Below are 13325 nucleotides of genomic sequence, written 5' to 3' on the forward strand. Positions count from 1 at the left end.
AAAGGCATCCATGTCCAACACGAAGATCGAGCACGGCGATGTGTCGGTGACCGTCGAGGTCAACGGCAAGGTCGAACAGGGCGCCGTGCCCCCGCTCAAGCCACTGGCTGACTTCCTGCGTGACGACCTCGGTCTCACCGGCACGAAGCTCGGCTGCCGGGCCGGGGACTGCGGAAGCTGCACGGTGCTCCTCGACGACGTCCCGGTGGCCTCGTGCCTGATGCCCATGAGTCAGGTGGGGGAGCGGAAGGTCACGACCATCGAGGGGCTGGCGGGCGAGGGCGCCCTGAGCCCGCTCCAGCAGGCCTTCCGCGCGAACAACGCAAGCCAGTGCGGGTTCTGCATCCCCGGCATCTTGATGGCGTCGGTGCCGTTCCTGAACCGTCCCGACGACACCGACCGGGACGAGATCGTCCGGGGCCTCGCCGGCAACCTGTGTCGCTGCACCGGCTACGAGTCGATCGTCGACGCGATCGCCGAGGCCGCCCACGCAACGAAGGAGTCCCGATGACCAGCTCGACCTGGGTGGGCCGTGGCATACCGCAGGTCGACATCGACTCGAAGCTGCGCGGCGCCACCGAATACATCGCCGACATCACGGTGCCCGGCATGCTCCACGCGGTGATCGTGCGCAGCCCGGTCGCGCACGGCCGCCTGCACGCCGTCGACGTCGAGCGGGCCCGGAGGGTTCCCGGGGTGCGGGCGGTGCTGACCTCGGCCGACACCCCCCAGCGGTTCTTCGGGCCGCACGCGAACGACTGGGAGATCCTCGCGAGCGAGAAGGTCCGCTCCTTCGGGGACGAGATCGCCGCCATCGCGGCGACGTCCATCGATGCGGCCCGCGAGGCCGCCGCGCTGGTGACGGCGACGATCGAGGAGCTGCCCGCGGTCTTCGACCCCTACGAGGCGCTCGAGCCCGACGCTCCCACCGTGTGGGACGACCGGCCGGGCAATGTCGCCAACAGCTTCCAGATCGCACGGGGCGACGTGGCGGCCGGGTTCGACAAGGCCGACCTCGTCGTGACCGACAGCTACTCGACGAACCAGATCTACCACGCCTACCTCGAGCCCATCGGGGTGATGGCGGAGTACCACCCGTCCGGCTCCTACACGCTGACGGTCCCGAGCCACATCCCCTACAAGGCCCGACTGACCTATGCGGGGGCCTTGGGCGTCCGCCCCGACCAGGTCCGCATCGTGGTGCCGCCCATCGGCGGCAGCTTCGGCGCGAAGTACGAGATGATCGAGCCGCTGATGGCGGCCGTGCTCGCCCGTGAGACAGGTCGGCCCGTCCGCCTGGTCTACGACCGCGAGGAGGACGCGCAGATCGCGCGCTCGAGGCCCCCCTTCTGGTTCCACCACCGCATCGGCGTCACGTCCGACGGGCTCTTCATCGCCCGCGAGACCGAGGTCGTGGGAACGGCCGGCTCGCGCGTCTTCTGGTCTCCCTCGGTGCTCGCGACGGCGGTCCACCGCGTCGACTCGCTCTACCACTTCCACAACATGGCCGGTCACGGCCGCCTCGCCTACACCAACGAGTCGCCGACAACCTGCATGCGCGGCTTCGGCAACGCGGAGTCGCTGTTCGGCATCGAGCAGATGATCGACGAGATCGGCGAGAAGCTCGGGATCGACCCCGTCGAGCTGCGCAGGCTCAACGCGGTCCGCGAAGGGGAGACCACGCTCCACGGCTGGCAGATCAGCTCCTCGAAGCTGCCCGCGTGCCTGGACCGCGTGGAGGAGCTGTCCGACCTCACGAACAAGCGCAAGGACACCGCCAAGCAGCGGGGCACGACCGGCGTCCGTCGGGGCTTCGGCCTGGCGATCGCCCACCACGTCTCGGGCTACCGGCCGATCCTCGCCGACTACGACGGGTCCTCCGCCATCGTCCACGTCACCAGCGGCGGCAGCGTGACCCTGTTCGTCGGCGAGCCCGACATCGGCCAGGGCCAGGCCACCGTGCTCGCTCAGGTCGTCGCCGACGGGCTCGGCTGCGACCCCGAGGACGTCACGCTGCGCGGCGTCGACTCGGCGCTCTCGCCGGACGCCGTCGGAACTCTCGCGTCGCGGGCCACCACCCTCGCCGGCAACGCGGCCGTAGCCGCCGCCAAGTCGGCGCAGGACAAGCTGAACCAGTTCCTCGCCAAGGAGTGGGGGACCTCACCGGACGCGCTCCAGTGGGATGGCGGCACCGTCCAGGCCGAGGGGCGGGCCGTGACGTTCCGTGAGGCGATGGCGCTGTACGCCGTGGCTCACTGCGGACTCCCGCTGCTGGGTGAAGGCGTGCACCACCCCGCGACCCAGATGCCCGACGCCAACAAGTACGGCAACCCCTCGCCGGCGTACCCCTTCGCTGCGCACGTCGCGGAGGTCGAGGTCGACTGCGCCACCGGCCAGATTCGCGTCGTGCGCTACTGGGCGGTCCACGACAGCGGGACGATCCTCAACCCGTCGACCGCGCGCGGCCAGGTCGTGGGCGCGATCGCACAGGGAGTCGGGTGGGCGCTCATGGAGAACGTCGACGTGAAGGCCGGTCGCGTGAAGAACCCGAACTTCCTCGACTACCGCATCCCCGGCGGGGGTGACATGCCAGAGACGTTCGTGGAGTTCGTCGACGGCTTCGAGCCCAACGGGCCGCACGGGGCGAAGAGCCTCGCGGAGGCGGCGATCAACCCGGTCACCGCAGCCATCGCGAACGCCTTCTACGACGCGACCGGCGTCCGTTGTCACGACCTGCCGCTCTCACCCGAACGGATCTGGGAGCTGCTTTCCGAGGAGAACGGCCCGGCGCTGGCCGCGGACGTTCAGGAGGTGCACGCATGAGCGGGCCCGGATACGCCCGCCCCGGTTCGGTGGCTGACACCGTCGCGACGCTGCAGTCGCACCCCGGGGCACGAATGATCGCCGGCGGCACCGACCTAATGGTCCAGATGCGTCTCGGCCATCGGAGCCCGGAGCTGCTCGTCGGCACCGGCGCGCTCGACGAGCTGCACCGGCTCGAGGCCGGTGCCGACGACACGCACATCGGCTCGGCCGTGACGCTGCGGGAGTTCCTCCAGGTCCGCGAGCTGGTCGCTCGCCATCCAGCGCTCGCCCAGGCGGCCCACCTCCTTGGGGGCAGGCAGATCCAGGCGGTGGCGACGTTCGGCGGCAACATCTGCAACGCGTCGCCTGCCGCGGAGAGCACCACCCCGCTCCTCGTGTACGACGCCCAGGCGGAGATCGCCGGACCGCAGGGTCGCCGGGAGATCCCTCTGGCCGAGCTGTTCGAGGGCCCGGGTCGGACGACCCTGGGCCCGGGTGAGCTGCTCGTCGCGCTGCGCCTGCCCGGTGTGGGAGGCGACCAGCGCTCGGCGTACCGGCGGATGGAGCTGCGGCGCTCGGTCGACATCGCCATCGTCAGCGCCTCGGCCTGGTTCCAGGTGGTCGACGGGCGGGTCGCCGAGGCGCGGGTCGCCATCGGCGCCGTCAACGCGGTGGCCACGCGGGTGCCGGACGCCGAGGAGGCACTCACCGGCGTGGACGTCAGCGACCGCTCGGCGGTCGCCACCGCCATCGCGGAAGCTGCCAGCAGCTGCCGCCAGGCCAGCAGGCCCATCGATGACACCCGGGCCAGTGCGCGATACCGCGCCGCCATGGTCGAGGTCATCTCACAACGAACCATGGCGGAAGCCATCGACCAGGAGAACTCGTGACCGTCACCGCATCGCCCCAGCTGGGTCCCTTCCGCGAGGTGCCCTACATGGGCGTCATCTTCGTGGTCGCCGAGGCCGAGAAGCGTGGGTTCGTCAACGGCCACCCCGACTGGTCGAACCTGGGCCAGGGGCAGCCCGAGGTCGGCGAGATGGAGGGCTCTCCGCCTCGCATCTCCGAGCTCGAGATGGCTCCTCTCGACCACGCCTACGGTCCGCTGGAGGGCACGCCCGAGCTGCGGCAGGCCATCGCCGACCACTACAACCGCCTCTTCCGGCAGGGCAAGGCCTCCCAGTACGGGCCTGAGAACGTAGCGGTCGCGCAGGGCGGACGACTGGCGCTGAGCAGGGCGCTCGCCGCCCTCGACGGGGTCAACGTGGGCTATCAGGTGCCCGACTACACCGCCTACGAGGACATGTTCACCGCGCACATGAGCCGGTTGACGCCGATGCCCGTCCCGGTCCACGAGGACTCGGGGTTCCTGCTCACGCCTGCGCAGATCGAGCGCGCCGTCGACGACCTCGGGCTGTCGGCGTTCCTGGTGTCCAACCCCTGCAACCCCACCGGGCGGTACCTCGACCAGGCGGCACTGCGCGAGATCGCGCAGCTGGCCAAGACGTCGGGGTGCGCGATGCTGCTCGACGAGTTCTACAGCCACTTCATCTACACCAAGGGAGAGAACGGCGACTGGGGGCCCGGCGACGGACCCGTCAGCATCGCCTCGGAGATCGACGACGTCGACACCGACCAGGTGATCATCTTCGACGGCCTCACCAAGAACTACCGCTACCCCGGCTGGCGGCTCGGGTGGATCCTCGGCCCCCCGGCCATCATCTCGACCGTGGCCCGGGTCGCGAGCTCCCTCGACGGCGGCACCTCGAAGCTCGCCCAGCGGGCCGCCATGGCCGCCCTCGAGCCCGGTGTGGCCGACCAGGAGACCACCGCGCTCCGCAAGGTGTTCGTCGAGAAGCGCAACCTGATGGTCAGCCGGCTGCGCGACATGGGCGTGCGCTTCGCGGGCGAGCCGGACAGCACGTTCTACGTGTGGGGCTCGCTCGAGGACCTGCCCGAGCCGCTCAACGACCCGATGACCTTCTTCTGGCGGGCGCTGGACCGCAAGGTCATGACGGTTCCCGGCAAGTTCTTCGGGGTCAACCCCGGTCAACGGCGCCGGGGCCCGTCCACCTACGACAACTGGATGCGCTTCTCGTTCGGCCCCCCGATGGACAACGTCATCCAGGGCCTCGATCGGCTCAGCGCCATGGTCGACGAGGCACGCTGACCCACTGCCGGCCGACCTCCCGGCCCTGATCCGAGCGGGCCCGGGCGGGTCGTCGCGACCGCTCGGCGCAGATTCCCGACCGCTCGTCCCCGAGACCCGGAAGGGCGCTGGTTGCCCGCCGCACTCCTCGGCACTGTGGCGACAGACATCGTCACAGCCAGGAGGATCCAGATGCCCTCGGGACGCATCGGGCAGGCGCGGCTCCGCGCGGCCCTGACCACCATCGTCGCCACGACGACCGGCCTCGCGCTGGCCGCCTCGAACGCTCCCACAGCCTTGGCCGAGCCCGCGCCGTCGCGGTCGACGCAGCCACGTGAGGTCACCGTGACCCTGTCCGAGGCGACCAACCTCACCGCGGCGCAGGCGCCGGACGGGTCCGTCGTCGTCGACCTGCACGGCATGCTCTACCGCGTCCCGGCGTCGGGTGGTGCCGCCAGCCGCCTGACCGAGCCGACCGACGAGGTCGCGCGTCCCGACGTGGGGCCCGACGGCCAGATCGTGTTCCAGTCCTACCGCGACGGTCGCTTCCACATCTGGGCCTCCGACCCGGCGGGCGGCAACCTCACCCAGCTGACCACCGGCGGGTACGACGACCGTGAACCGCGCTGGTCGCCCGACGGCCGGCACGTGGTGTTCTCCTCCGACCGCGAGGGCAGCTACGACATCTGGAGCGTCGAGGTGGCCACGGGCGCCCTCACCCGCTGGACCTCCGGCACCGGGCAGGAGTTCGAGCCCTCGTGGACGCCCGACGGCTCCCGCGTCGTCTTCGTGGATGGCAACCAGATCTCGAGCACGGGCCGCGACGGCACCAGCCAGGTGCTCGTGCCGAGGCCCGCCGACGCCACGGTCACGCTGCACTCCCCGGCCGTCGCCCCGGACGGCACCCGGGTGGCGTACGTCGAGCAGCAGGGCACCCGTTCCGACCTGAAGGTGGGCGACCGGGCCGTCACCTCGGGCGAGGACGTCTTCATGTTCACCCCCGAGTGGATCGCCGACGACCGGCTGCTCTACACCGCCGACGGCGGCATCCGCACGCGGGCGGTCACCGGGGGGACGACCAGCGAGATCCCCTTCACGGCCGACGTCCAGCTGCGCGGCGGCAGCTACGACAAGAAGGACCACGACTTCGACGACCGCCGCCACCGCAAGGTCACCGGCGTCCTCACGCCGCAGCTCTCGCCCAACGGCAAGCGGATCGCCTTCGTCGCCCTCAACGACCTCTGGCTGATGAAGATCGGCCGCAAGCCGAAGCGGCTGACCGACGACTCCTACCAGGAGGTCGACCCGGTCTTCTCGCCCGACGGCAAGCGGCTCGCCTACAGCAGTGACCGCAAGGGCACCGAGGACATCTTCGTCCGCACCCTGAAGAGCGGCAAGGAGCGGCGGGTCACCGCCCTCGACTCCGCCGAGGTCGCCGCCTCGTGGTCGCCCGACGGCCGGTCGATGGCCTTCCAGGACCAGACCGGTGCGACGTACGTGCTCGACCTCGCCAGCGGCGCGGTGCGCGAGCTGGTGTCGTCGCTGTTCGGCCCCGGCCGCCCGACCTGGTCCGCCGACTCCTCGACCGTCGCGTTCGCCGCGGTGCGGCCCTACTCGCAGCGCTTCCGAGAGGGAGTCAGCCACATCCTGACCGTCGACGTGGCCACGGGGAGGCAGACCTACCAGGCCCCGGGTGACCGGCGCGACTCGCTCTCGACCCGCGGCGACGACGGGCCCGTGTGGTCTCCCGACGGCAGGTCGCTCGCCTTCGTCGCCAACTCCGCGCTGCAGGTGATGCCGGTCGACTCGGCCGGCACGCCGACGGGCGCCGTACGCCAGGTCAACAGCGAGGTCGCCGACGCCCCGTCGTGGAGCGGGGACTCCCGTCGGCTGCTCTACCTCTCGCAGGGCAGGCTGCGGCTGGCGAACGTCGGCAGCGGCAAGGCCCGCACCGTGCCGGTGCGGCTCGGCTACCGGCCGCAGGTCCAGCAGGGCCGCAAGGTGATCCACGCCGGGCGCTTCTGGGACGGAGCCGCCAACAAGCTGCGCCGCAACGTGGACATCACGGTCGTCGGCAACCGGATCCGAAGCATCACACCCCACCGTCGGCACGTCGGCGGCGGCAGGGTGGTGGACGCATCCGGGCTGACCGTGATGCCGGGGCTGATGGACTCCCACGTGCATCAGGCCTACGAGTCGCGCTTCTTCGGCGACCGGCAGGGACGGGTGAGCCTGGCGTGGGGCATCACCTCGACGCTCTCGGTCGGTGACCAGGTCTACCGCGCCATGGAGGACCGCGACTCGCTGCGGGCCGGCGAGCGGGTCGGGCCCCGGTTCTACGCCACCGGCGAGCCGATCGACGGCTCCCGCGTCTACTACAACTTCATGCGCCCGACCTACACCGACGCCCAGGTCGCCCGCGAGCTGACGCGCGCCCGCAAGCTCGACTACGACTTCGTCAAGAGCTACGTGCGGCTGCAGGCCTCGCGGATGCGGATGGTCGTCGACGCCGCACACCGGCTGGGGGTCCCGTCGTCCTCGCACTACCTCTCGCCGGGCGCGCTCGTGGGGCAGGACGGCACCACCCACCTGGCCGCGACCCAGCGGCTGGGCTACGCCCGCACCATCACCGCGACGGGCAACAGCTACGCCGACGTCCCGGCGCTCTACGGCCGGGGCAACCGCACGGTGACCACCACCCTCTTCACCACCGACTTCCTCACCAAGGACGAGTTCGCGGGTGACCGGCGGCTCCGGCTGCTGCCCCCGTGGAAGCGCTCCGCGCTGCTCGAGGACGTCGGCGAGCACGCCGCCGACCCGCAGGACCCGCAGTGCGCCTCGGCCGCGTGCAAGGAGGTGCGCACCCTGGAGCGGATCTCGAAGGCCGGGGGGCAGGTGCTGGTCGGGACCGACTCCCCGCTGGACAACGTGGCCATCGGGGTGCACGCCAACATGCAGGAGATGGTGGGCTACGGGTGGACGCCGTACGCCGCGCTCCGCGCCGCGATCGTGACGCCGGCACGCTATCTCGGCGTCTCGGACGACGTGGGCACGCTGAGGCCGGGCAAGGTCGCCGACCTGATCGCGGTCCGCGGCAACCCGCTGGCCGACATCGACGCTGCTGCTCGGGTCTCGAAGACGATGGTGGGCGGGAGGCTCTACACCCAGCGCGAGCTGGTGAAGCCCTTCACCGGGTCGGCGAAGGCGCTGACCGAGGCCGCGCAGGGTCCCGCGCCCGCACGACAGGTCACCGGTCGGGTCGACCCGGCGGTGGCGCAGCGCTACTGGTGGCACGACCCCGACGTGGTGGCCGAGCAGTACGCCCACTCCTGCGACGCCTACGAGGCCCTGGAGCACCAGGGGGAGTGGGGAGGCGAGGCGTCGTCGTCCGAGCGGTAGGCACCAATGCTCCGCTGGTCAGCGGTCGAGGTCGGCGGCCCGGTGCGGGTGTGCCAACGCGACGAGTGCGTCGCGGGGTCCGGCATCGACGAGGGCGAGGCCCGGGTGGCCCGGCAGGCGATCGAAGTCGCCCGGTTCGAGCAGCACGACGGGGGTCTCGCGGTCGTAGAGCTCGGCCGCGATCATCGCCCCGAGGCTCACGATGGCGTCCGGGGAGCGCAGCAGCAGCGCGGCCGGTCCGACGCCCAGCCGGATCTGCTCGGCGAGCACCGACGAGCTGGAGCTGGAGCCGCGACTCGCCGCCATGGCGACGACCCGTCCCGTGAGGGCGAGCCCGAGCTGCGGGTGGTGCGCATCGACCACCGTGCCGGTCGCGAGGTCGGTCCCTCCCCAGAACGACAGCGGCTCCTCCAGGACCAGCAGCTCGCCGGCGGCGCTGCCCGGTTGGAGCGACACGCCCTTCATGAGTCTCCCCAGATCGTGGCGTCCCGGGTGACCCGTCCTGCGTGCGCCGAGCGCACGCAGTCCTCCAGGCTCCCGAAGACGACCTGGACGCCCAGGTTCGACGGGGCGTACCAGGCCCACTTCGCGGAGTTGGTCATGACCGCGCGCGAGGTGAACTTCAGCACCGACGTGACGTAGGTGCACGTGTCGACGAGCACGCGCACACCGGCATCGCGGCAGGTCTGGGCGATGCCCAGCCGCTCGGCCTCCGCGAGGGTGCCTCGGCCGGTGTTCACCCAGAACTCCACGTCGGGATGGACCCGGCCCACGGCCTCGATCGTGTCGGCCAGGGTCCGGAACTCGGCGAGGGAGAGGTGCGGTGTCCCGATGCTGACGGCGTCCAGGCGCGTCCCGTCCGCCGAGGTCAGCCGGTCGCGGGCCGAGCGCAGCTCGGCCATGGTGACTACGGTCCCCGGCCGGGCACGCGACCGCGGTACGACGTCCTCGATGGTGGGAGCCTCGGGCGTCACGCCCACCACGTGGAAGAGCCCGACCCCACCGCTGGACGCCGCGGCGGCGCCGAACGACTTGAGGTCGTCCTCGTCGGGAACGGCCGCGAGACCGACGACCGCCGGCACGAGACCGCCGCTGCGCATGCCGACGATGTAGCCGAGGGCGCCCCACACCGCATCGCTGCCGAGTGTCTCGGCGGGGAGCTCGGAGAAGTCGAAGACGATGCCGGCCGCTCTGTTCTCATCGAGGTGGAGGCCTGCGTACGGCGCGCGGCCCGTGACGCCCGCGCAGATGTCGAGGAAGTCGCCGTACCGATCGGTCCTCGCGCCGAGCACCGAGTTGGCGAAGACGATGGCGTTGGACTCCGCCCAGGCGATGTGGGTTCCTGCGGAGGGCCGGTCCGGGAGCTGGTACGGCGCGCACGTCCAGGTGGGCGTCGCACCGAGCGACACGTAGCCGGCCATCAGCCGGCCGGCGAGGTCGCGGAGCTCCTGGTCGGCGTTCACGAGCTCCGGATGGAGCAGGTCGAGGGACCCGACGTTCAGCGTCGTGGGGACGCGCACCGACGCGCCCAGGTCGTTGAGGCGCTGGACGAAGTCGACGCCGGCCATCCCGTGGAAGAGGCAGCCGTCCACGTGGACGGACTCGACCGCGACGAGCCTGCGTGCGCCCAGGACGCGGGCCAGACCGACGACGACCCGCATCGCCAGTGCCACCCCCTGGCCGTGCTCGCCCTCGAGCATGGCGCGTTCCTCGTCGTCGAGGACGGGATCGTCGAGCGCCGACAGCACGGCTCAGGCTCCCGGCTCGGACAGCTCTGCCGACCTGGCGGCGCTGGCCAGCATGCCCGCGACCAGGGCATCCTTGACGCCGCGCTCGTCGAAGACGGCCACGGCAGCGGCCGTCGTGCCGTTCGGTGACGTCACCCGGCGCCGGAGCTCCTGAGGGGTGTCGTCCGCGTCGTCGAGCAGCCTGGCCGCACCCACGAGGGTCTGCTGGGTCAGGAGGAGCGCGACATCGGCGCTGAGGCCGGTCGCGACGCCGGCGGCGATCATCGCCTCGGCCAGGTAGAAGACATAGGCCGGCCCGGAGCCCGAGACCGCGGTGACCCCGTCCTGGAGGCTCTCGTCGACGACCGCTACCCGGCCGCCGGTCTCGAGCAGCGACACGACCTGGGCCAGCTGCTCGGCGCTGACGTCGGAGCCCGGTGAGACGCCGAACATGCCGGCGCCCACGATGGCCGGGGTGTTGGGCATGACGCGCACGACCGCGACGCCGCGGGGGAGAGCCGCCTCCATCGTCGCGGTGCCCACGCCGGACACCAGCGAGACGACCGTGGCCCCTGGCTCGACGTCGACGCTGATCTCGACCAGCAACGACCAGACGTCGGCGGGCTTCACCGCGAGCAGGATGACGGTGGCACCCCTGACGGCCTCCGGGTTGTTGCAGGTCACGGCGACGCCGTACTCCTGCCGCAGCTCAGCAGCCCGCTCCGGATGCCTCTCGCTGACGACCAGCGCGGTGGCCGGATGGCCCGCACGCAGGATCGAGGACACCATGGTCTCGCCGATCACGCCCGCGCCCAGCACGGCGAATCTCTGGGTCATCTGCTCAACCTGTCTCGGATTCGTGGGTCGGGTCACGGGTACGCCGCCCCTTCGGGGCCTCGGTTCAGGGCACGGTCGAGCGCCTCCAGGAACACGGCGACGTGGCCGAGGTCCCACACCAGGGGAGGCCGCACCTTCAGCACACCGTCGCCGCGGCCGGTGGTGCTGACGAGCACGCCGTTCTCACGCATCCGCTCGGCCAGCCACGCCGCGCCCCGGCTGTGCTCGGTGTCGCGGACGTCGATCCCGGCGATCAGCCCGTGGCCCCGCACCTCGCCCACCAGGTCGGGGTGCCGATCCGCGAGCGTCTCGACGCCCCGACGCAGGTGCGCCCCGACCTCGGTCGCCCGGGCAGGCAGCCGGCCCTCCTCGATGATGTCCAGGACGGTCAGCGCAGCCGCGCAGGAGACCGGGTTGCCGCCGAAGGTGGAGAAGTACTCGTCGACCTGGGTGAACCGGTCGGCGATCTCGCGTCGAGTGACCAGGGCGGCGATGGGGTGGCCGTTGCCCATCGGCTTGCCGAGGGTCACGAAGTCGGGGAGGACACCGAAGTCCGCGAAGCGCCACAGGTTCGTCCCGCCGCGGCCGTAGCCTGCCTGCACCTCGTCGGCGAGGAACAGCCCGCCCGCACGTCGGGTGTGCGCGACGAGCTCGGCGACGAAGTCGTCGCTGGGCTCGAGCACTCCGGGGCTGACGAACATCGAGTCGATCGCTGTCATCGCCAGCCCCCGATGACCGAGGTCCTCGACCGCCACGGCCATGCGCGCGGCTGCCTCGGCCGCGCCGGGGGCGGTCCCCTCGGCTAGTGCGTACGGCGATGCGAACGTCGCGACGTGGTCGGGCCGATGGCCCTCGGGCCAGGTGTTCGACGACATCGCCGCGGTCGGCTCGGTCACCCCGTGGTAGGCCCAGTCCGAGACGATGGCGCCCCGGTGACCGGTGTACTCGGTGGCCATCCGCCACGCGAGGTCGTTCGCCTCGCTGCCGGAGTTGACGAACACGCACGTGTCGAGGCCGGGCGGCATGGTCGCGACGATGCGCTCGGCGAGCTCGACGACGTTCTCGTGCAGGTAGCGGGAGTGCACGTTGAGCGTCGCCATCTGCCGCGCCATCGCCTGGGCGACTGCGGGATGCGCGTGTCCGACCACCGGCACGTTGTTGTAGGCGTCGAGGTATCGGCGCCCGTCCGCGGTGGTGAGCCACGGGCCATCGCCTCGTACGACGTGCAGCGGCTCCCGGTAGAAGAGGGGCGACAGCCTTCCGCCCAGCCTGGAGCGCCGCCGTTCGAGGAGCCCGCTCGACGACCGTTGCGCGGCCGCGACACGGGACGTGCCGCACATCCGCTGGAAGCGGAGGGACAGGTCCTCGGGCGAGATGCCCGTGAGCCGGTCGAGCATGCGCCAGCTGCCCTCGTCGTTCTCACTGACGTACGCGACGTTGTCGGTGTGGAGGTCGGAGCGCCAGGCGGAGATGAGCACGGTCGCGACCAGGCGCGCTAGGACGAGCTCGCCGATCACCTTGGCCTCTGCCGGCTCCAACGGGGCGTGGCGCTGGTAGCCGGTGAGGAACTCCGCGCTCGCGGTCCAGGGATCCTCCGCCTCGCGCAGCAGCGAGGCCAGGGCGATGGCCAGGTCACAGACCCGGGCGGTGTGGTGCAGGTCGCCGAAGTCGATCAGCCCGGTGACGGTGCCGTCGGGGGAGGCCAGCACGTTGCTCAGCGTGACGTCGGCGTGCAACGGCCAGCCGGGCAGCGACTCCGTCAGCCCCGGCAGCCCGTCGAGGCGATCGAGGAAGCGGGTGATCTGCTGCCGACGCTCGGGGTGGAGAGCGCTCACGTGGGGCCGCAGCATCGCGATCCGGCGCGGGTCCCACTCGATCTTGCGGCCGGCCGCCGGGTGGAAGAACCCGCGCAGGGCGTTCGCGAGCCTCGCGCAGGAGGCCCCGAGCTCGGCTGCGAACCGAGCGGGGAGCGGGTGGGCGACGGACGCCCCCGGCAGCACGGTCACGACCCGCATCAGGTGACGGCGTTCGTCCGGGGCCTCTACGACGACCGCGGTCGCCTGGTCGGACGGCCGCGCCAGCAGCCGCGGCACCGGCAGGTCAGGAGCGGTCGTGGCCACGTGCTGCATGGCGTCGTTCTCCATCGTCACGACGTCCGGGTCCTCGGCCGAGTTGGACACCTTCACCACGAAGGCGTCACCGTCGGCGGTGCGCGCGAGGAAGTTCCGGTCGCGCTCGCTGACGAGCGGACTCACGGTGGCCTCGATCCCGAACTCCGCGAGGAGGGCGTCTCGGGCCCAGTCCTCGTCCACCGCCGGCGCGGGCTCGACGAGGATCGTCGCCGACGGCTGTGGTGCTGGGCCGGTCACTGGGCCGGTCTGAGGGCCGGTCTGAGGGCCGGTCATAGC

General features: G+C 71.6%; 9 protein-coding genes. 5 read left to right on the plus strand and 4 right to left on the minus strand.

Annotated elements, in window-relative coordinates; translation table 11 throughout:
- The first annotated feature begins 10 nt into the window (after nucleotides 1–10).
- The 5 genes from ACP7BP_RS12820 to ACP7BP_RS12840 all read left to right on the plus strand — a co-directional run bounded on the left by ACP7BP_RS12820 (nucleotide 11) and on the right by ACP7BP_RS12840 (nucleotide 8353).
- On the plus strand, nucleotides 11–511 hold the full coding sequence (locus ACP7BP_RS12820) for a (2Fe-2S)-binding protein (protein WP_426245011.1): 501 nt from the start codon (nucleotides 11–13) through the stop codon (nucleotides 509–511).
- Nucleotides 508–2823 (plus strand): xanthine dehydrogenase family protein molybdopterin-binding subunit, encoded by a 2316-nt coding sequence (locus tag ACP7BP_RS12825; RefSeq protein WP_426245012.1) that lies wholly within the window; start codon nucleotides 508–510, stop codon nucleotides 2821–2823. The genes ACP7BP_RS12820 and ACP7BP_RS12825 overlap by 4 nt, the downstream gene beginning before the upstream one ends.
- Nucleotides 2820–3695 carry an FAD binding domain-containing protein gene (locus tag ACP7BP_RS12830; RefSeq protein WP_426245013.1) on the plus strand — a complete coding sequence of 292 codons (876 nt, stop codon included), beginning with the start codon at nucleotides 2820–2822 and terminating at the stop codon, nucleotides 3693–3695. The genes ACP7BP_RS12825 and ACP7BP_RS12830 overlap by 4 nt, the downstream gene beginning before the upstream one ends.
- Nucleotides 3692–4975, plus strand: a complete 1284-nt coding sequence (locus ACP7BP_RS12835) for a pyridoxal phosphate-dependent aminotransferase (RefSeq protein ID WP_426245014.1) — start codon at nucleotides 3692–3694, stop codon at nucleotides 4973–4975. Before ACP7BP_RS12830 ends, ACP7BP_RS12835 begins: the two co-directional genes overlap by 4 nt.
- Nucleotides 4976–5146: 171 nt before the next feature.
- Nucleotides 5147–8353: an amidohydrolase family protein gene (locus ACP7BP_RS12840; RefSeq protein WP_426245015.1), complete on the plus strand. Its 3207-nt coding sequence runs from the start codon at nucleotides 5147–5149 to the stop codon at nucleotides 8351–8353.
- 18 nt (nucleotides 8354–8371) lie between these two features.
- On the opposite strand, the gene ACP7BP_RS12845 is transcribed toward ACP7BP_RS12840, so the two are convergent.
- From ACP7BP_RS12845 to ACP7BP_RS12860, 4 genes are read right to left on the minus strand one after another with little or no spacing between them, the layout of a single operon-like run.
- The gene (locus ACP7BP_RS12845; RefSeq protein WP_426245016.1) at nucleotides 8372–8818 is read right to left on the minus strand and encodes an aconitase X swivel domain-containing protein; all 447 of its coding nucleotides are present in this window, start codon (nucleotides 8816–8818) and stop codon (nucleotides 8372–8374) included.
- Complete coding sequence (locus tag ACP7BP_RS12850) at nucleotides 8815–10101, minus strand: aconitase X (RefSeq protein WP_426245017.1); 1287 nt, start codon at nucleotides 10099–10101, stop codon at nucleotides 8815–8817. The genes ACP7BP_RS12845 and ACP7BP_RS12850 overlap by 4 nt, the downstream gene beginning before the upstream one ends.
- 3 nt (nucleotides 10102–10104) lie before the next feature.
- Nucleotides 10105–10917, minus strand: coding sequence for a pyrroline-5-carboxylate reductase (gene proC, locus ACP7BP_RS12855; protein ID WP_426245018.1), 813 nt, complete (start codon nucleotides 10915–10917; stop codon nucleotides 10105–10107).
- A gap of 32 nt (nucleotides 10918–10949) precedes the next feature.
- The gene (locus ACP7BP_RS12860) at nucleotides 10950–13322 is read right to left on the minus strand and encodes an aminotransferase class III-fold pyridoxal phosphate-dependent enzyme (protein ID WP_426245019.1); all 2373 of its coding nucleotides are present in this window, start codon (nucleotides 13320–13322) and stop codon (nucleotides 10950–10952) included.
- Nucleotides 13323–13325 lie beyond the last annotated feature (3 nt).

The organism is Nocardioides sp. LHG3406-4 (assembly GCF_049897745.1).
Classification (GTDB): Bacteria; Actinomycetota; Actinomycetes; order Propionibacteriales; family Nocardioidaceae; genus Nocardioides.